General features: G+C 53.0%; 15 protein-coding genes. 4 read left to right on the top strand and 11 right to left on the bottom strand.

The genetic code is table 11. The features are described 5' to 3' along the window. Positions 1 to 29: 29 nt before the first annotated feature. The 7 genes from ACI1P2_RS08365 to ACI1P2_RS08335 form a co-directional block, all read right to left on the bottom strand. Positions 30 to 1,181 (bottom strand): asparaginase, encoded by a 1,152-nt coding sequence (locus tag ACI1P2_RS08365; protein WP_355318670.1) that lies wholly within the window; start codon positions 1,179 to 1,181, stop codon positions 30 to 32. A 250-nt stretch (positions 1,182 to 1,431) separates the two neighbouring features. Beyond that, the gene (locus ACI1P2_RS08360; protein ID WP_355318668.1) at positions 1,432 to 2,457 is read right to left on the bottom strand and encodes a DUF4367 domain-containing protein; all 1,026 of its coding nucleotides are present in this window, start codon (positions 2,455 to 2,457) and stop codon (positions 1,432 to 1,434) included. Continuing rightward, the gene (locus ACI1P2_RS08355; protein WP_355318666.1) at positions 2,418 to 3,005 is read right to left on the bottom strand and encodes an RNA polymerase sigma factor; all 588 of its coding nucleotides are present in this window, start codon (positions 3,003 to 3,005) and stop codon (positions 2,418 to 2,420) included. Before ACI1P2_RS08355 ends, ACI1P2_RS08360 begins: the two co-directional genes overlap by 40 nt. 213 nt (positions 3,006 to 3,218) lie before the next feature. After that, the gene (locus ACI1P2_RS08350) at positions 3,219 to 4,205 is read right to left on the bottom strand and encodes an iron-hydroxamate ABC transporter substrate-binding protein (RefSeq protein ID WP_408976179.1); all 987 of its coding nucleotides are present in this window, start codon (positions 4,203 to 4,205) and stop codon (positions 3,219 to 3,221) included. 115 nt (positions 4,206 to 4,320) lie between these two features. Beyond that, a complete protein-coding gene (locus ACI1P2_RS08345) occupies positions 4,321 to 5,139 on the bottom strand; it encodes an endonuclease/exonuclease/phosphatase family protein (protein ID WP_355318663.1) in 819 nt (272 codons plus the stop codon). 122 nt (positions 5,140 to 5,261) lie between these two features. Beyond that, positions 5,262 to 5,747 (bottom strand): hypothetical protein, encoded by a 486-nt coding sequence (locus ACI1P2_RS08340; protein WP_355318661.1) that lies wholly within the window; start codon positions 5,745 to 5,747, stop codon positions 5,262 to 5,264. Positions 5,748 to 5,964: 217 nt separating this feature from the next. Continuing rightward, entirely contained in the window at positions 5,965 to 7,791 is a 1,827-nt protein-coding gene (locus ACI1P2_RS08335) for an APC family permease (RefSeq protein ID WP_355318659.1), read from the bottom strand. 450 nt (positions 7,792 to 8,241) lie between these two features. Between ACI1P2_RS08335 and ACI1P2_RS08330 the strand changes: the two genes are divergently transcribed. Beyond that, entirely contained in the window at positions 8,242 to 9,102 is an 861-nt protein-coding gene (locus ACI1P2_RS08330; RefSeq protein ID WP_355318657.1) for an O-fucosyltransferase family protein, read from the top strand. A 115-nt stretch (positions 9,103 to 9,217) separates the two neighbouring features. Here the strand turns inward: ACI1P2_RS08330 and ribD are convergent, their stop codons facing one another. From ribD to ACI1P2_RS08315, 3 genes are all read right to left on the bottom strand, one after another. Further along, positions 9,218 to 10,309, bottom strand: a complete 1,092-nt coding sequence (gene ribD / locus ACI1P2_RS08325; RefSeq protein WP_355318655.1) for a bifunctional diaminohydroxyphosphoribosylaminopyrimidine deaminase/5-amino-6-(5-phosphoribosylamino)uracil reductase RibD — start codon at positions 10,307 to 10,309, stop codon at positions 9,218 to 9,220. Further along, positions 10,302 to 11,066, bottom strand: a complete 765-nt coding sequence (locus ACI1P2_RS08320) for a GTP cyclohydrolase II (RefSeq protein ID WP_355318654.1) — start codon at positions 11,064 to 11,066, stop codon at positions 10,302 to 10,304. Before ACI1P2_RS08320 ends, ribD begins: the two co-directional genes overlap by 8 nt. Before the next feature lie 540 nt (positions 11,067 to 11,606). Beyond that, positions 11,607 to 12,716: an FAD-dependent monooxygenase gene (locus tag ACI1P2_RS08315; RefSeq protein WP_408976178.1), complete on the bottom strand. Its 1,110-nt coding sequence runs from the start codon at positions 12,714 to 12,716 to the stop codon at positions 11,607 to 11,609. Positions 12,717 to 12,896: 180 nt separating this feature from the next. On the opposite strand from ACI1P2_RS08315, the gene ACI1P2_RS08310 reads away from it, so the two are divergent. Next, the gene (locus ACI1P2_RS08310) at positions 12,897 to 13,232 is read left to right on the top strand and encodes a winged helix-turn-helix transcriptional regulator (RefSeq protein ID WP_355318650.1); all 336 of its coding nucleotides are present in this window, start codon (positions 12,897 to 12,899) and stop codon (positions 13,230 to 13,232) included. Positions 13,233 to 13,457: 225 nt separating this feature from the next. Here ACI1P2_RS08310 and ACI1P2_RS08305 read toward each other — a convergent pair whose 3' ends face one another. Beyond that, positions 13,458 to 14,933: a chitinase gene (locus tag ACI1P2_RS08305; RefSeq protein WP_355318648.1), complete on the bottom strand. Its 1,476-nt coding sequence runs from the start codon at positions 14,931 to 14,933 to the stop codon at positions 13,458 to 13,460. A 673-nt stretch (positions 14,934 to 15,606) separates the two neighbouring features. Here ACI1P2_RS08305 and ACI1P2_RS08300 point away from each other — a divergent pair. Beyond that, positions 15,607 to 17,373: an SWIM zinc finger family protein gene (locus tag ACI1P2_RS08300; protein WP_408976172.1), complete on the top strand. Its 1,767-nt coding sequence runs from the start codon at positions 15,607 to 15,609 to the stop codon at positions 17,371 to 17,373. Continuing rightward, a complete protein-coding gene (locus ACI1P2_RS08295; RefSeq protein ID WP_355318644.1) occupies positions 17,370 to 20,417 on the top strand; it encodes a DEAD/DEAH box helicase in 3,048 nt (1,015 codons plus the stop codon). The genes ACI1P2_RS08300 and ACI1P2_RS08295 overlap by 4 nt, the downstream gene beginning before the upstream one ends. The last annotated feature ends 31 nt before the right edge of the window (positions 20,418 to 20,448 follow it).

Here is a 20,448-nt window from a genome sequence, read left to right as displayed (position 1 = left end):
TGAGGCGGGTTATTTCCCGGTTCGAAGGCTCAACCGTTCTTTGTTTCCATGTACTCGCCTATATCAAACTCAGGCATGCCAATCGTCTTAAACCAGGTGCGGATCTGCTCCTCATCATCCGAGAACGTCAATGAGAGCTGCAGCAGGAGTCTGGCTTTCTGCGGCAGTAAATCGGCAGCGCCGATGACACCCGGTGTACCACTATCATATACTGCTCCGGAGCCTGCACGGGTGGTGCTGACGAACAGCACGCCTTTATCGATAGCCGCTTTACGGGCTTCCGCCTGCTTGGTCGATATACCGCCGGCTCCATGTCCTGCGGTTACAATACCTTTTACGCCCGCATCCGCCATGGCACTGATCGATTCCCCTCCCGCTTCAGCATAGCTGTAGACAATCTCTACTTTGGCGATATCCTCCGGCTTCACCTTTTTCAGGTCAAACGGCGTTTTCCACGATTCCTGTCCGCACTGCAGAACACGGCCCGGAGCTCTTACGCTGCGGATTCGGTTTTCATCCACCGTACCCAGAGCCCCGTAGCGGCCACCGTCAAACGTATCCAGACGCAGCGCATCCGTTTTGGTTACCTCGCGGGCGGCGAAGAACTCATCGTTCAGCATCAGCACGGTGCCGTAGCAGGTTGTCTCCCCGCTGGCCGCAAGCCGGATGGCGTTGAAGAGATTGGCCTCCCCATCAAACGAGAACGTATTAGACTGTCTCATGGACCCGGTGAACACGACGGGTTTGTCGCTCTGTACGGTCAAGTCCGCAAAGTAGGCCAGTTCCTCCATAATATTGGTGCCTGCATTGACCACAACGCCGTCAACGTCTTCATCCGACAGCACTTCATCAATGGCGAGACTCATATCATACAGATGCTTGGTCGTCGTCTGGGCAGAGCCGATATTATATACCTCACGAACGGTTACATCCGCCACCTTGGAAATCTCGGGTTGCAGTCTGGAGAGAATATCCGATATCGACACTTTATCCGTTCCGTAGGATTGGAACATTTCACGCCCGATGGCCGTGCTCGTAATCGTTCCGCCCATACCCACAATTACAATATGAGGCAGGTCGGCCTCTGCTGCGCCGGCCTTTCCGGCGCCGGGATACGGCGAAATTGCGAAAGCAACCAATAAAAATGCTGTAAATAAAGCTCCAACCCATCTTTTTCTCATGTGCATCCTCCCAGTCGCAAAGTAACTATTTTGTTATTTTTTCTAACACAAATCTATATATAAATGCTATTCATGTAAATATATCTATGTACCTATTTTGTTTTAATGCCGAAATCCACCAAACTATCGCTATATAGACCTTAATAAATACAAATAAATGTAATATTAAATAACATTTAAATTCTATTTTTTCTAATACCAACAAAAAAGAAGCCTTTAGAGGCTTCCAAAAATAATGCCGGAATTCTGATCAATGAGACGCCAGAAGATCTTCAGCTATTTTTACCAAATCCTTCTTGGTCAGCTCGCTGTCCTGATTATCAAAAATCTCGTAATACAGATGCTTGCTATCATCCCTCCACCCAAGCCGATTCTTGCTTGCACTTGCAGTTTGGCCGGTCTCATCCGAACTGATGTAGAAAACTTCCGTCCCGTGAATCCTTAGCTTTTCAGCCGAATCCTGTTCATCCAGGAAAACCGTCATCTTCTTCGAAGCAGGATCAAGGGTATGCACCATAACACTTATATAATCGTGTCCTTTTACATACTTGGCCAATGTGAAGTCAGCTTTCGACCAGTTGAGTTTTTTAACAAATACTTTTTCACCCGCCGGAGCAGACTCTGCTTTCCGGACAAGTTCATCCGTTAACGCACGGTATTCAGCCATTTTCGCCGGTTTAGGGAACATGTAGGCTGGGTATGCGTATCCGAAATCAAAGTGATAGCCGTTCGGCAAATGAGAAATATTGTTCAAGGCTGGCGCGCGGGTTCGTTTGATTTCATCCTGCAGGCCGCTAAAACTGGAGATTTCCGGCCATTTATACACAAATTTGACCGGATTCGTCTTGTCTGCGCTGTTCATAAAATCATCCTTAACGTAATAAGCGGCATACTCCCCTGGCTGAAGCTGATCTTGCGCCAACTGCTCGTACATGCCAAACAGTTGCGTGTATTTTTTGAGAAATTCGGATTTTTCCTCAGTTGTTTCCGTATTTAATATGACATCCCCCTTGCTGTTCCGGAATTCAAGGTATTGCGAAGCAGCGTAACCTGTCACGGAGAGACCCACAACAAAGATCAAAAGCATCACAGGGATGGCGATCCCATGCCGCAGGCGCTTTCTTGCTGTCCATCCCGGCTGTAGACGACTCTTCTGATGAACACGTGTCATCACTTTGTCCGTAACATCAAAAGCCTGAACGGCTAAAGTCTCTTCCGGCAGCAAATCCATCCTTTTCAGGCTTTCGTCTTGGACAGCGCCTGGTAATTCACGCATTGGGCTTCCTCCTCAATCTGATCCATTAATTTTCTTAGCTTGGTCTTCGTTCTGCCGTATTTTTTCTTGACTGCTTCCGGGCTTTTGTTCATGATTTCACCGATCTCGGCATACGGCTTTTCTTCAAAAATCCGCAGCACCAGCACATTTCGCTCCTCTACTGTCAGTTGGTCCAAGGCCTTGCTCAGCGGTTCGCTGAAGAGCTGACGATCCATCACCTGTGCGGCACTGTCAGCAGCTGTATCTTTGATAAACAGCCCCAAACTAAGCTTCCGCTGCAGCTTTCTCCGCCGGATCGAGTTCAGGCAGTGATGGTACGCCATTTTATACAGCCAGGAAGAAAAGCTTACGGATGGCCGGTACAAGCAGATTTTCTCAAATGCCTTGACCAGCACGTCCTGAACGGCGTCCTCCGCTTCATGCCTGCTGCCTAGCAGCCGCCAGCAATAGACGAATAGCTGCTTCTGATACGTCTGCACAATATAGGCGTATTCCTGAACCTCACCTGCCTGCACCCGTTTAATTCTATATTCGATCTCCTCATCCATCCTGGTTCAGCGCCCCCTTTATGCCTTGTTGCTGGATGAAGTTTATATATGTATAACAATTGAGATGAGCCACAAGGGACACCTCGCCGCAAATTCAGCAGCATACAGTCTCGTGTCTCCCCATGATATAACAAATAAACCCGGTGCCTGGCGAAAAAAAATACGCCCCACAACCCGTTTATGGCCGTGAGGCGTCGCTTCGTATATTACAGTTTATTTTCGCTCCAGCAAATAATCCAGAATGATGTCCAGCTGTGCTTCCAGGGATACCGGATCGTTGAACAAATCTCCCTTGGGGTTCATCCTGAAGACCCGGTTGTTCTTAACGGCAGGTAGGTTCTTCCACAGGCTGCTTTCGTATACAGCTGAAGGATCGGTGTCATCACCGCTCCAAGGGTTCGTGAAAATATAGTCCCCCGCATATTCCGGGAGCTTCTCCAAAGATAAATTCGCCCATCCTTGACCGTTGTCAATCGCCTGCTGCTGAACGATCGGCGGTGCCTTCAGCTCCAGCTCGCCGTAGATGATATCCCCACCCCGCCCATAGTTATGACCAAATGCATAGATTCCTTTGGCGTACGGCTGAATGATGGAGACGGTCTTATCCCCGATTGCAGCCTGAACCTGGGGTTTCACCTCGGCAATCTTCTGATCCCAGGCTGTAATCCATGCCTCCGCCTCAGCCTCCTTGCCTGTCATCTTGCCGAATTCACGCAGTTGCTCCCTTAATGGAAGCTCACCGAACTTGATACCCACCGTAGGGGCAATCTTGGAATAGCTCTCGAGGACGCTGGCATCTGCCCAGCCGGGGGCAATGATCAGATCAGGCTTAAGCTCCAGTATTTGCTCAAAAGACTGGCCATCCCCCAAATTCGCCACACCATCGAGTTTCCCTTCAAAATAAGGGTTCTCCAGGGCCTGCTGATTCACTCCCACAGGTTTGATGCCGAGCACCAGCAAATCCCCTACATAGCTGTCCGCCACTTCCACAACACGCTTGGGATTGCGCGGAATCTCGACTACACCATTCGAAGCCTTGTATGTGATCGTCTCTGACTGCGAAGCCTCGGTGCTATTCGTATTGCCAGCCGACTCCCCCGAATTGGCCGCTGAAGGAGTCGAAGCGTTTCCGCAGGCCGACAGAACCCCAATCATAAGTAATGTAAAAACGATAAATGTCCATTTGCGAAATTGATTTATGTACACAACGCTCTCCCCTGTTCTTTCTAATTGAGAATAATTATCAATCAAATGATAACAGGGATGTCCATAACTGTCCAGCAAATGGAGCAAATAAAAAGACTGCCGCGATCTCCTACAGCTCCGCAGCCACGCCAAAATGATCCGATACGACAGGGCCTGTCTTCCCGTTCAGCACAACCGTGGAAGACTTCGCCCGCACCGGCATGCTGGAGAGAATATAGTCGATCCGCAGATTGTCCGTATTGTTCTCCCATCCAGCAATCGCCTTGAGCACGGTGTAGCCCTCATCGCGCCGTTCTGCTTCTTCGTACAGGTCATGCCAGCCGTGCTGCATGACGTAGTCGTACCCCTCGTCACGGACGCTCGCTGCATTATTCAGGTCCCCCATCATAAATACAGGGTTGGACCTGCAGCTCCGCAGGACGGCTTCCGCCCGGTCCCACTGCTGCCGGAAAGGCTCCTCGCCATCATTCCACCAGCCAAAATGTCCACTGACGAACCAGGTCTTCGCTCCTCCCGTTTCCGTCAAAATGCCGGCAATCTTCCGCGTACGGAAGCTGGCGTAGTCACGGCCTGTGGACACATAACCGCTCACAGTTTCAAGTATTGGCGTCCTCGACAGCAGCGCCACCCCTTCATCGTATTTCCTGCCGCTCATGTGGGTCGGCGCCCATGTCCAATAATAAGTCTCATCCAGCTTCTGCTGCAGAAGATAGGCATAGTTGTCATGCTTAATGACCGCGTCATGCTCAGCCGCCGTAAAATGAACCAGGCCCTCCGCCGTAACGGGGGCATCCTGCATGGGTTGATTCACTTCCTGCAATGCAATGACATCAAATCGATGCTCATTAATGAAGCGGGCCAGCTGCCCGATCTTGTCCAGTTGATGCTCCTCATGCCAGGCATGGGTGTTCAAGGTTAACAATTTCATTTCAATCACCTGCATTTCATAGTATGTAGTTGGTACGCCCCGGTCTCTTCGATATATACAAATTCCCATCCATCATCTTAACACAAAAAGGACGCCAGCCATTGAAGCCGCCGTCCGCTATTTTAATCCCAGCCTTCCCTGGATTCCTTCACACTTTCTTCTATACCCTTTAGCTGCTCCTCTGTAAGACTTCCTCTTGCCTTCAAAACAGCTTGTTGGTTGGCTTGAAATACAGACTCCTCAGGCCATTCCGGGAAACCTGCCGCGCCTCTTATGGTGCTGTCACGAAAATTATCTTCGTCAGAAAAAGAAACCCACCAACCATCCCCGATGAGAGAAGCCTTGGTATCTTTGGCTATTGCAAAAGGCAGGTACTCTTTTAGACCGATTTCAGAGAGCAGCTTCTTAGCATCTACTCGATCCTCCGGAAAAACCCGATCAGACATCCAGTGCACGAAATCAATCATAGGTACGCGCGTTTGACCACGTTTAAATAAGATTCTGGGGATGAAAAATTCCTTTACTCCCGGGCGCAGCTCCAGATAATATTTTCCTTCGGTTCCATGTACTTCGGCGATGCAGACATTGTCGTAAAATAGCTTCAACATTTACGTCACCCCATAACCTTCAGGTACTTTGTGCGCCAACGTAAATATGCTGCGGATACACCCTCCTCTATATTATATTCAATCTCCATCCCGGAACCAGACTGCAATACCGAAAAGGCTATTTATTTGAACCCGAAAGATAAATAAAGATAAAACAAATAACCCTGCCCGTAAAAATACAGACAGGGTTATAACACACCGTGACCATCCGTCAAATTTACTTTTGCAAATGATAAGGCACGGTTGTCACAATGACATCTCTGCGGTAGAGCAAGTGGGCCCGGATCAACAAGCTGGATTGGTTATGCAGAATGTTGTGCCAGCCTTTCTTCGGAATGAACTGCGGGATCACAACCGTAACCTGATAGTTCGATTCACTGGCCTTGCGCTGGACGGTATCGATAAATTTCGTCAATGGATGAATGATGCTCCGATAAGGAGAATACAGCGTCACCAGGCGTACATCAGGCTGCCAGGCTTTCCACTTTTTCTCGAAGGCGACTTCATCCCCCCGCTCGAATGGAACATACACGGCAATGATCTGATGCGGTGACAGTGACTTCGCATAGTTCAATGAATTTTCGACGACATGGGTAATGCCTGCGACCGGCAGGATCACAACATTGCCTTCGATCGGAACAGCAGGCTTGCATGTCGAGATTCTGAGCTGATCCGCAACATCGTCATAGTGCTTCCGAATCCGGTAAAACAACAGAATGATGAGCGGCAGGAACACCAGCACAGGCCACACCTGGCTGAATTTTGTTAAAAAGAACATGATCACCACGATAAAGCTGATCAAGGCTCCAATAGTATTAATGATGAATTTGAGCCCCCACCCCTGCGGTCGCTCGCGCAGCCATTTCAACATCATCCCGGTCTGTGACAGAGTGAAGGGTATAAAGACACCCACCGCATAAAGGGGAATCAGATGCTCGGTTTGCCCTTCAAAGGCCATGATTAACACAATAGACAGCAGGCCCAGGATGATAATGCCGTTGGAGTAGCCCAGACGGTCTCCTCTTACCGTGAACATCCGGGGGATAAATTTATCTTTTGCCAGATTGACCGCCAGCAGCGGGAAGGCCGAATACCCTGTATTGGCAGCCAGGATGAGAATAAGCGCCGTGGTTCCCTGGATAAAAAAGTACATGAAATTTCGTCCGAAGGTCTGCTCGGCGATTTGCGATACGACCGTAACCTCTTCCTTGGGGCTGACTCCGTAATAATAGGCCAAAAACACAATTCCTGAAAAAAGCAGGGCAAGCAGAAACCCCATGGCCATGAGCGTTCGGGACGCATTGCTCGGAGCCGGTTCCTTAAAATTCGGAATCGCATTGGAGATAGCCTCAACCCCGGTAAGAGCCGAGCTTCCCGAGGAAAAGGCGCGCAGCAGAATGAACAAGCTCACTCCCGCCACCGGAGTACCGATGGAGGTGTGCAATTCAGGAGAAACCTGACCTGTCGCAATCCGATACAGTCCTGCACCAATCAGTATAAAAAGAGCCAGCACAAACAAATAGACAGGGTATGCCAGAACCGAGGCCGATTCCGTAACTCCCCTCAAATTCAGCAGCGTGATCAACAGCACGAATATAACTGCAATCAACACATTATAGGAATGCAGGCTGGGAAAAGCGGACGTGATGGCATCCGTACCGGCAGATACGCTTACTGCCACCGTCAATATATAATCCACCAGCAGCGAGCCTCCTGCAATCAGGCCAGGATATTTGCCCAAATTTTCTTTGGATACGACATAGGCTCCGCCGCCGTGAGGATAAGCAAAAATGATTTGCCGGTAGGACAAGATCAGCGCAGTAAGCAAAATTAAAACGCCAATAGCGATGGGGATCGAATACCAGAAGGCGGCCGTGCCGATGGTGACCAGCACCAATAAAATTTGTTCAGGACCGTAAGCCACCGACGAAAGGGCATCCGACGAGAGAATCGCGAGCGCTTTTTTCTTGTTTAACTTTTGCTCACCAGCTTCGTGTGATTTAAGAGGTCTCCCGATCAAAAATCGTTTCAAATAGGATAACATTTGTCCTCACCGTATCTTTCTTGGGAAGTGATTCAACATTCATTCAAAGCCCGAGTGTTTAAACAGCTTGCCCTGCCACAGCCCAAATTATTTGGCAAGGCTGATCGGGCCTTGAATAGAATATCCCTTTAGAACGGTTTATGTAAAATGCTGCACTTTCATATTTCTGTCAATTTTGCCTGAATTGATTCATGTAAGCGAGCAAAGTAGCCTTTTTTAACATCAAGCTCTTGCTGGCTTGTGAAATCTCGCCCGGATCATAGGGGGATACAAAGCCTTATTCAGATGGTTTAGTGGGATCAGTTTACGCCTAGCTCTATAATGCGGTGTCACCGGAACGTTTATTCTGTGCGCTCATATTCTGTAGGTGAGCTATCCTGAAAGGAGTTGTGCATCATTTTTTACTATCAGTATAGGGTCGAAGGGCCTGATGGATTATGCAACCAAATGATGGCCATCTATAGAACCCTTTGGGAAACCATCCATCATGCCAAAAAAGATCCGTCTGCGGGTTTTATGCTGAACAATCTGCAAACCCGGACCTCCATTAACCTCGACATATCCCCGCCATTTGCCCCGATCCCCCCTGATTCCATAATCGATGTTGAAGCGCTGATCCCATTGCTTGAGAAAAGACAGATCCCTGTCCTTAAAGAAGATGCCGTCCTTAACAAGGAAGATACGATCATACAATGCACTCGATGTCCGCATAGATTCTCCGTGACCTATGAGGAATGCCGGGAAGTCGGACAGTTTATCGCTACATCGTTTCCTTTTGCAAAGAACCTACAGAAATTAGCTAATTTCATGATTGGTTGCATGTCCTATTATCCGAAATGGAAAGTGATCCAGCTGCGAATTGAAGGGGACCTGCTGCTATTCGAGGAAACCAGACGGATTGGCCTGGAGAAGGCTACAAAAAACTACCTTGACGAACTCGTTATAACATCGCTTGCCAACGAATCCGGCCTGAATGCTGTTTACTTCGCCACCGGGGTACAGGAAGAACGTTATAACGAAATTGTCCAACAGTTAAATGAACAGTTCCCTCATATTACCTTCAAAAGGAAGACGGAGATTCTACAGGGCTTCCCTCTCCTTCAGCAAGAGTTTGATTCGTTGTGTCTGGAACAGCAAGCGATGGTGGATTGGCTGGTCTGCATCGGCGCTTCTTCATTTGTCGGATCCTACGGATCATCGTTCGCTTATCTGGCGGGTTACATGAGACATTACCGCGGTTTCCCGGAATCAGCCACACAATTGCTTATGGTTCAGCACAACATATGGGATGCTTGGTTCCCCCGAATTTGAAGCATGGTTCTGGTAAAAGGATTAATTCCATCGGACAGGAACTTTCCGAAAAAAAGGACCTCATCCCGCGCCATAGCAGGATTTGAGGTCCTTTGAATAGATTTTCGAAACTGTCTCAGCTTTCATCTGATTTCGTAAAATAAGCCTCAATTCTCAGATCAACGCCAATCTGCTGCACGCTCATATGGGTTAAGGAGACGGCTTCATCCATAACCGCCGCGCCCAGGCCTTCGAGGAAGGTAGGTGCATCCTTGCCTCCGACCAGCTTGGGAGCCATGTATAGTACAAGCTTATCAGCCAGCCCCTGCTGCACGAACGAGGCGTTCACTTGTCCCCCGCCTTCAACGAGCAGCGAGGAAATTTCATGCTGGCCCAGAATGTCCAGCACCTGCTCCAGATTCACCCGCTCGCCTTCTGTCGGAAAGACCTTGACCCCGGCTTGTTCAAGTTGCCGCTGCTTGGCTTCATCCGGCGCGCTGCCGGTAAAAATCCAGGTTTCCGCCTCGCCGTCCGTAACGACACGAGCATCCAACGGAGTGCGCAGGCGGCTATCCAGAATCACGCGCAGCGGATTTCTGCCGTCAGGCAGACGGGTGGTGAGCTGGGAGTCGTCATGCAGGATAGTCTGTACCCCCACCAGAATGGCGGCATGCTCGTGACGCAGCCTGTGGACGTCCTCTCTGGCCTCCCCGGAGGTGATCCATCTGCTGCTGGCCGTCCGGGTCGCAATTTTGCCGTCGAGCGTGACCGCGGATTTGATGGTGACAAACGGCCGCTTGCTCACAATATAAGCATTGAACACTTCGTTCAGCCGGACAGCCTCTTCCTCCAATACGCCCTGGATGACTTCAATGCCCGCATCCTTCAGGATTTGCACGCCCCGGCCCGCCACGAGCGGATTCGGGTCCATCGCGGCAATGACGACGCGGCGGATGCCTGCGCGCACGATCGCCTCAGCGCACGGGCCAGTCCGCCCATGATGCGAGCAGGGCTCCAGCGTAACATAGATGGTTGCCCCCTCCGCATGTTCGCCAGCCATGCGCAGCGCATGAATTTCCGCGTGGGGCTCTCCCGGCTTCAGATGGGCCCCGATGCCCACGATTCTTCCGTCCTTGACGATGACCGAGCCAACCATCGGGTTGGGCCGGGTTTGGCCCCGGGCAGCTTTTGCATTATCCAGAGCCAGTCTCATATACGTTTCATGCATGCAGAATCTCCTCATCTTGACCGAAGTGACCGGAACGCTTCACCTTGGTCTGCAGATATTTGGCGTTAAATTCAGAGACATCGCCCCACAGCGGGACACGCTTGACCACATTCATGCCGGAAGCCTTCAAGGCTTCGAGCTTCTTCGGATTGTTCGTAATGAGCGTGACCGGCTGCTGTCTCAGGTGCTTGAGAATGCTGATGGCATCCGTGTAGCTGCGGGAGTCATCGGCAAAGCCTAGCTCCAGATTCGCTTCCACCGTATCCATGCCGTTTTCCTGCAAAATATAAGCCATCGCCTTACTGAACAGCCCGATGCCTCTTCCTTCATGATTCGCCAGATAAAAGAGAGCTCCTGCCCCATTCTCCACAATCATTCTCATGGACTGGTGAAGCTGGTAGCCGCAATCACAGCGTTTGCTGCCGAAGATATCGCCTGTATGGCAAATGCTGTGCATGCGGATCAACGCATCCTCGGCGTGTTCAAAATCACCATATACCAGCACGCTGGACTGCTGCCCTTCCGCCAGGTTAAGGGAAGAGAGCCGCTTGATCAAAGTTTCAGCAGAAGCCGTCTGGAAGGCGGCCATGTCCTCCTCGTTTTGTACTGGCAGCCAGCAGTACCACTGGAACACCACGGTGTCCCCGTCAAGATTCACAGGAAGCCTGATGGGTCCCACCAGAATATTGGTCGATGTATCGGATTGCACGGTTGCTATTTTATCTTTCAAAATGGAAACTGCGTTGTTAGGAATCATGCTGCACCATCCTTAGCTTCTCTAAGATTGCCCCGCCCAGCGGGGTATAATATAAATAGATATAAAAATAATAGCACATATGTTCGTTTTTTCAAAAGAAAAATATAATTTTTCCACATCTGAAGAGGATGAGTGTCTTCTTACATCTAATGATAAAAAAGATCGGATATATAGTGAGGCTCTATCCAGAAATCGATGCTTGACCAATGAAGTTGCCTCGAATGATCGATCTGGCCGGTACATTTCTCTGCTAACGGGTGTCATAGCGCCTATTCGCATGAGAAAAACAAGGTTCCTTTTCTAACGGTTGCAGGCGCGCCTATTTAGGTGAAACATCCCCTTTACCTACGGAAAAACGGAAAATAAGCTCGCGGACAACCGTTAAATCTTGTAACCCCCCGTTTTTACCCAAATAACGTCGCTCACAACCGCTGGAATTTTCGCGCTCTTATTCACACTAACATCTGTTCCCTATACGCACTCGCTCCTGTTCCCCAGTCAAGCACCGAGCTCGATCGGGAAGCATAAATAACTAATGTTTCATCCCAGCATTACGGACTGACTAGTAAAATTCAACTTGAAGGAGGACTCCATCGAACGTTGACGCTGCTGCAGCATGTCCACTTCCTCCCGACGGAGATGCTCGAAGCGTCTCAACCGCTCCGCTGTTACAACCTTTTCCTCTAATGCACGGATTAATTCAAGATGCAGCACTTCCGCATCCCGCAGCGCGGCATTCACACCGTAGGCCCCTGTCGGCGTCATCGTATGCGCGGCATCCCCCATCAGCACCAGACCGTCTCTAGCCCAAACTGGACAAGTGCTGCTGAAAATATCCAGCAGTACGAAGTCCGACCAGGAGCTGATCTTCTCCTTCACGGACTCGCCGAGGTCCGGAAAAGCTTCTGTCAGCAGACGGACAAACGGCTCGAAAGGCCCCTTCCTCAGCCTCCCGAATGACCCCTCCGCAATATTCCAGCCAATCTGAATCATGCCCCGTGTCCGCGTGAAAAGCGAAAGCTGCTGCCGCTCCACCATCGCGAACCGGATGACAGGCTCCCACCCCGAAGGGGCCGGGATTAACGCCCACAGCAGATCGTACCCGTGCTTTATTCTATGCACAGGAATGCCTGCCCGTTTGCGAACGGTCGAATAGCGGCCGTCAGCTCCTACCGTAACAGTGCTGTGTATCGTAACGGCTGCGCCTGACGCATCTCTGCCCGTCAGCCCTGTACAGCGCTGCTCTTGATCCTGAAGCAGGCCGGTAACGGTTACTCCGGTGAGCAAGGTGAAATGCTCGTATCGCTCCGCTTCCTGAAGCATAACCTGCAGCAGATCTGTCTGCGGGACATGAATGCCGAAGTGCCCCTCCGGGCTGTCAGGCAGCAGACTATTTACGAGCTGCTTCCGATCCCAGTATTCGATGCGGGTTAAAGGAAGGTAAGCCTCCGGATCTAGTAGGTCAAGCATATTATATTTTTGTAAAATCTGATCGCCTTCATTGTTCAAAATTTCACCCCGGAACGCTCTGCCGATCTGCGTCTGCTGCTCAACCAGAATGACCGACATACCCTTTCGTGCCAGCAAGCAGGCCAGCAGAGCACCACCGGGTCCGGCTCCAGCGACGCAAACATCACATTCCAATATCATAGTCATACGCCCCATCATGTTATTTATAGCCCAAAGAAGTAACTTCATTTCATTCGATTACTTTATGTAACAGAGTATATTTATAAAACTTTATTTCGTCAAGTTAATATTAATAAAAAAAGTAACATTGTATATTTTAATTAGCCTTAGTATAATAAAGCCCAAAGAGGTGATAGGAGAATGGAAACGTCACAATTATGCCCCCGGTTCGAAAAAGCTGTCGAACTGCTGAGCAAGCGCTGGACCACGTTAATCGTCTATCAGCTCATGGCCGGGCCGCAGCGATTTGTCGCCATCGAGAATTCCCTGCCCAATCTGAGCGGCAAGGTTCTTTCGGAGCGTCTGAAGGAGCTGGAGGAGGAAGGGATTATTGAACGAACCGTCTATCCCGAGAAGCCGGTCCGCATTGAATATTCACTGACACAGAAAGGCCGTGAGCTGGCCCCTTTGCTGGAGAACATTCAAAGCTGGGCCACCCGCTGGATCGAAGTGCTGCCTGCTCTGGAGAAGCAATAATGAAGAATGGACGGCCGTCCTCCGGTATTCGGGGGGCGGCCGTTTGCTTCTTTAATGAAATGGACAAGGTGAAGTCCAAAGGCTGAACACTGCAAAAATGAAAAAGCCAAAAAGGCACCCGCAAGGGTATCTTTTTGGCTGTTTTTTGTGCAAACGCGGTCTGGCTTCTGCGAATGTACGTCGTCGTAGACGTTCTCTTATGCTGCGCTCTCCGAAAGTCTCGGCTTAAGGCATACGCTCCAGATACGGCTTAACGGTCTCGGCAAGCCGGTAGCCGCTGGTCCCATCCCAGTTCACGGACCAGGTCATGGCCCCACGCAAATCCGGGTAGCGAGCCACTGGTTTGTAGCTGCCGCAGCCGGTGCCTGTCGCAAGGCAGCCCAGGGCGTTATTCACGACAGAAGCATCCACATATCCCCCGCCTGCCGCACTCGAAGTAGCCGGAACGCCCAAGCCCAATTGCGAAGGGGACACCCACTGCAGCGTCAGGTCCGACAGGGCGGTCAGGAAGTCCACATTGCCCTGGGAATAACATTTGCCGTCACGGCCAAGCATACAGCCGGAATTGTAGTATTGAACATTGATGACGGTGGTGATGTCCTTCAGATTTTTATAGAGCTGCATGTAAGTCGTATTTTCGTTCTGCATATCAATCGTTTGCGGAGCCATCGTCAGTACGAAGTCAGATCCCACCCGCTGTTGAATTTGGCGGATCGCGTTCGTTAAATTCGGTACATTCATGCCGTGCTCCAGATCGACATCAAGGCCGTCCAGCCCGAATTGGGAAATGACACCGGACATGCTTTCCACAAAATTGGACACGTTCGGGGATGCCGTGCTGAGATCTATGTTGCCTTTCTCACCACCGATCGAAATGATGACCTTTTTGCCTTTTGCCTGCTTGGCCTTAATATCGCTGATCAGATCGGCATTGCTGTATCCACCCAATGCCGAAGAGAGCGAAGAGTCCACGCTAAATTTAACCGCACCAGGTCTGGAGGTATCCATCTCGGCGAAGGCCAGTACGATGATATCATATTCATCAGGCACATCGCGCAATCTCAAGTTTGTAGCCCCGTTCACGAAGTTCTGCCAGTAACCGGTAAGCGTATGCTTCGGCAGCTCGCCGCCCCCACCGCCCCCGTCGGAAGGAGCCGTCGTCGCGTTCACTTGGGCGCTCTTGGCGGACGTATTCCCAGCGGCATCCTTGGCAGCTACACTGAACACATAGGATGTGCTGGCGGCAAGTCCAGTCACGGTAGCCGTCGTTCCGGATACGGTAAGCACCGAGCCCGAGCCTTGATAGACAACATACCCGGTCACGCCGACATTATCTGTGGACGCGCTCCAGGACAAGGACACACTGGATGAGGTGGTCCCGGTTACCGTCAGGTTGGCCGGTACGGAGGGAGCTGTCTTATCATCCGTTCCCCCGCCTCCCCCATCTTCAACCAGCAACCACAGCGCAGGCACATTGGACGGCTCCCAGCCGGCCAGGGATGTGTGCGACTGGCGGCACTGATAGGTCGCTCCCCCATAGGTGACCGTATCATTCACCGTATAACTCACATTGGGTGCCCACTCTCCCTTGTCGGCGGCGAAGGCCGCGGCCGGCAGCAGAGCGGTCATGATGGCCAGAACCAGCAAAAGAGACAGCAGCTTGCCATGTTGACGACGGACGGTCAGCAATTCTCTAATCATAGAAAATTCCTCCTTTTTATCATGGAATGTATGATTTCTGCCCACTCTCTTCGCATCACCTCCTTCATCGCGGGACAGATTAGAATCAGTTCCTGAATATGTGTATTTTTAATAGAAACAGTTCATAGCAAGACGGATTGGGCATGTACTTTAATAAGAAGAATTGCAGCTGCTGAAAAAAACGTTGCAAGGAAGGAAACTGCAGAAGGGCGGGAAGAAAACAGTAGTGTTTCGTTAATTTTTGCTCAAGACAACTTGTAGTCCTGATCCTTTTCAGATTTCCGCAAAAACTGAGGCTTTCGAGCCGATATTGCGCCCGCCGGAAATCTAACGGTTGTATCAGCCGCTATTTTACGAAAAAAGACCTTTTCTAAATTCTTACGGTTGTGACCGTCGTTATTTCCCTTTCTTTAGGCGAAAACATCCGGGTCAAGTAAAATAAGCTCCATGGTGACCGTTATAATTTGAAATCAACGTTTTTGGAGCCAATTACGGTTGTGGCGACCATTAGAATAGTGTTGTGGTTAGAAATGTACCTTGTCAGATTGTTGCAACACTATCGGGAAGGAAGAGGTTATATTTTCCATAAATATATCACTACACCCATTTCTATCACAGGGAGAAATTTATAGGATGAGAGGGGACAATCTTGTACTGGTCTTGAACTGATATAATGGAAAGGATCAATAACATGCAGTCTGTAAACGAGACGGGTGATAGTATGATGGATAACGACGCTATGATGAATGATGATACACAGTGGACCGAGCTTGTGCGGCAGGTTGCGGAGCATTTCAGCGATCTGACGATCAAGCGCGGATTTCAATATTACAAGCAAGGACGGGTTCATGAGCTCATGACACCTGATCATGGACCTGTTGAAGCAGTTGTTCAGGAAAATGGGGCTTCTGCCCGGGTCAGCCTCAGCCTTGACGCCTTGGAGAACAGTGAGTGCTCCTGCGGGGAGAACGGCGGCTGCAGGCATATGATCGCGGTCCTGCTGCAGTACGCGGCGCTGGAGGAGCGGCCGGTCTACAGCATCGTGAACGCCCATTCGGCTAACCTGGCCAGCAGGACGGTGTTGTCTCCACCGCACCGGGAGGCAGGCCATGCCTCAGGAACAGGGACGGGGACGGGAGACCGTTCCGCCGCGATACCGCAAGCGGGCCATGAGCAAGCTAACGGGGCAGCCATCGCCATGACGCAAGTAGACCACGAGCATGCCAATGGGCCGGCTATAGAGGACATGAGCGCTTCCCAGTGGCACAGCCTGTTCGGGCAATGCACCGTCACTTTAGGCAACGGCGCGCAGCCCGCCCAGTATGCCAATCAGGCGCTGGAAGCGATCTATGCCGTCAAGCCGCCGCTCGCTCCCGTGCTGGAGCAGCTGTTCGGGCTGCATGCCCATCTGTTCGTCCTGCACAGGCTGATCGGGCACGCACCGGGCGCGGCTCGTCCCGCCCACTTTTATTTGGGGTACCACACGCAAATTGCCGCTGACGAAATACAGGCCGCGATCCGGATCAGCCTGTCGGAGGAGCTGGCGATCGAAGGTCTTCCCGAGCACTGGAGTATGGTGACGGACACGCTGGACTATCTGCGCGAGCGGATGCTGAACGAAAGCGGCGGACGGCTCTACTATTTCCCGGATATTTATTACCGGTTCTGGCAGCAGTGGCTTGCTCCCCATGCAGGCGGACCGGAGATGTTCCGGGAGGAGCTTCGGCTGCTGGAGGCGGCTGAAGGAGCGCAGGACAGCGGTCCCGCTCGAGTGCCAAGGCTGCTGGCCCGCTGCTGGATGTATGTATTCCTTGGCCGGGATGAGGAAGCATGGCGGCTTCTGCAGGCAGCGGACGGCAGCACCGCGCTACAGCTCCCTTCTGCCCAGCTTCTTCTGCTTATAAGTGCGCTGCATGGGCAAGGGGAATGGGCGCGGCTTGTTGACGGCCTCACAGCCACTGGCCCCCTGCTGGGAACAGGAAGCTTGGACGAGTATCTCGCTTGCTGGCGGACGGCGCTGGAGCACCTGCCCGAGCTGGAGGCGAGGATGTGGGATACGCTGACCGGCATGCTTCCGCTGTCCGGGGACATCTATGCGCAAGCTCTGCTGGAGCGGGGCAGGTACCGGCAATGGATGGACTATCAGCTGAGCACCGGGGCGGAGCCGCTCGATTACCGCGTTGCAGAGCTGCAGGTGATTGAGCGGCACGCACCCGAACTGCTGCTGCCCTTCTACCATCAGGCGGTGGAAAGATATGTGCTGCTCAAGAACAGGCACGATTACAAGGCCGCGGTCAAGCTGCTGAAAAGGCTGGCCAAGCTGTACAAGAAAATGAAGCTTGAGGACCGCTGGGAAGCGTTCTTCGCCTCCTTCGCCAGTCGTCACGGACGGCTGCGCGCGCTGCAGGAGGAGCTTCGGAAAGGAAAGCTGCTGTCATGAGTACATTTACGTTCGCTTATACCGTTCATCTTACGCTCAGCGCCCATGGCGACGCCCTCATCTACGGCACAACGGAGACGGGCGGCTATGTGCACGGGCTGAAGCTGAAGCACCGTTTATTTGCATGGCATGAACCATCCTGTTACGGCACAGAGCTGGAAGTCAGGCAGGTACAGGACGCCGAGATCATCATTCTGCCTGCCGAGCAGGTGATTCCCTTCTTCGCGCGACGCGAGCTGCTGGAGCATATCGAATGGGAATGGGGCCAGGATGCATCGGGGATTGTCCGGCTTGCCCCGGCGCTTGCCGCATGTATCGAGGAGCGGAAATATATCCCGAGCTTCTCTGCCTTCCGGGCCGGGCGGCTGGAGTGGATTTGGGACGCTGCGGCTATGGACGACGCTGTGACTGTCGGGGACGCGGCGGCTGTGGGGAATGCCACGGCTATGGAGGACGCAGTGGCAGCGGGGGATGCTTCAGCGGCTGATTCCGGTCTGCGGACCACGCTCAAGGAGAGCGCAGCGGATGAAGGGCTGGCGGCGGCCTTCTCGGCGGCGGTATTCCAGCGCTGGTACGGTACGGAAGCGGAAGCGGCCGACCTGCGGCGGGAATATCCGCAGCTCTTCGCGGGCAGGGGAGCTGCTTCCGCCTGGGATGAGCCGAGCTGGCTCGTATCCATCGGCTGGAAGGCGGACAGCGCGCCGTTCCGCCCGCTGCTGCAGGACAAGCTCGATCCGGCCCATCTGGTTCCCATTCGGCTGCGCGATGACGGACAGGCGGCCGGCGACTGGCCGGACCACTGGGCGGCCTACCTACGGGACCGCTCCCCTGCCTGGCTCGCCGGCCTGCGCGCCAACCTGACCGCAGACCAGCTGTCCGGCGGAAGCGGCGACGTGCTGGGCAGCCCGCTGTCGGATGAGGCCGCCTGGTGGTTCCTGACGTCCGACAGCCGCCGTTTGCTGGAGGCCGGATGGCAGGTGCTGCTGCCGGCCTGGTGGGAGGCCGCTTCCCGGAAGAAGCCGCGGCTGCGGGCCAAGCTGCGCTCCGAAGAGAGCACCGACAGCAGCCGGGGCAAATCGCTCTTCGGTATGGATGCGATCATCAGCTTCGACTGGCGGATCGCCGTTGGGGATGCGGCCCTAACCGAGGAGGAGTTCGCCGAACTGGCCGCCCGCAATGAGCGCCTGGTCCGCTTCCGCGATCAATGGATTACGCTGGACCCTGCCCTGCTGGAGCAGATCCGGCGGATCATGGATGGAGTGGACAGCGCGCAGGGCCTCTCCTTCCAGGATGTGCTGCATCTTCACTTGCTGCAGAACCAGGAGCAGCCGCGTCGGCGCGGTCCGAAAGCGAAGGGGCAGGAAGCTGAAGACGATGAGCCTGTCAAGCTGGAAGTGGAGCTTGACGCGCATCTGCAGCAGCTGCTCGCCCAGCTTGAGCGCAGAGCGGAATGGCCGCAGCCGTCCGTGCCGGCGGGCCTGCAGGCTGAGCTGCGCAACTATCAGCTTGAAGGCTACGGCTGGCTTGCATTTCTGCGGCAGCTCGGACTGGGAGCGTGTCTGGCGGATGACATGGGCCTGGGCAAAACGATCCAGTTCATCACCTATCTGCTGCATCTCCGGGAAACGGCGGAGCCGGATACAGCCCTGCCCGCCCTGCTCATCTGCCCGACCTCGGTGCTCGGCAATTGGCAGAAGGAGCTGGCGCGTTTTGCTCCCTCCTTGAGGGTGATGCTCCATTATGGAAGCAGACGTTCCGGCGGGGAAGCCTTTGCGGAGCAAATCAGCCAGGCGGACATCGTTCTCACCACCTATGCCACCGCCACGCTGGATCAGGAGCTGCTGCAATCGTTCACGTGGGAGTCCATTTGCCTGGACGAGGCGCAGAACATCAAGAACGCTCAGACCAAGCAGTCCGCTGCCGTGCGCAGCCTGTCCGCCCGCCACCGCATCGCCCTGACCGGCACTCCGGTTGAGAACCGGCTGGCAGAGCTGTGGTCCATTTACGACTTCATCAATCCCGGCTATCTCGGCAGTCTGCGGGCCTTTACCACCCGTTTCATTCAGCCGATTGAGAAGGATCACGATGAACAGCGGACACAGGACCTGCAGCGGCTCGTCAAGCCGTTCATGCTGCGCCGCAAGAAGAAGGACCCGGCGATACAGCTTGCTCTGCCTGACAAAAATGAAATGAAAACCTATATTCATCTCACGCCCGAGCAAAGCGCTCTGTATGAGCAGTCCGTCCGCCAGCTTATGGAAAGGATGAAGGAGCTGGAGGGTATGGAGCGGAAGGGTGCAATCCTGTCGGCACTCACTCAGCTCAAGCAGCTCTGCGATCATCCCGTGCTGCTCACCAAGGAAGCGGTGCAGGAGCCTGAACCATCTGGAGAAAGCAGCTCCGAGGGCGGATCCATGATCGGCTCTCGGAGTGGTTCCGTGAGCGGCCCCCAGAGCGGCTCCGTGGACACCGCCCGCCTGATCAGCCGCTCCGCCAAGCTGGAGCGCCTCGTCGCCATGGTGAAGGAACTGCGTGACGAGGGCGAGCGATGCCTGATCTTTACACAGTATATCGGAATGGGGGTTATGCTGCAGAACGTGCTCGGCCACGAGCTGCAGGAGCCTGTGCTCTATCTGAACGGCGGAACCTCCAAAACCGCCCGCGACCGCATGATCACGCAGTTTCAGTCCCAAGAACTGCCCTCTACCGAGCAGCCGAACGTATTTATCCTGTCCATCAAGGCGGGCGGCGTCGGCCTCAACCTGACCGCAGCCAACCATGTCTTCCATTTCGACCGCTGGTGGAACCCGGCTGTCGAGAATCAGGCAACCGACCGCGCTTACCGGATGGGACAGACCAAGGACGTGCAGGTTCACAAATTCATCGCACTGGGTACACTGGAGGAACGGATCGATGAAATGCTGGAAAGCAAGCAGCAGCTCAGCGATCAGGTCATTACCAGCACGGAGGGCTGGATCACGGAGCTGTCGAACGAGGAGCTGCAGGATCTCTTCACGCTCCGCCGCCAGTGGACCGCCGATTGACCCCTTACCCACAAAAGCGGCCTCATTCCTG

The organism is Paenibacillus jiangxiensis (assembly GCF_046098255.1).
Classification (GTDB): domain Bacteria; phylum Bacillota; class Bacilli; order Paenibacillales; family Paenibacillaceae; genus Paenibacillus; species Paenibacillus jiagnxiensis.
This window is presented reverse-complemented; position numbering and strand designations above follow the sequence as displayed.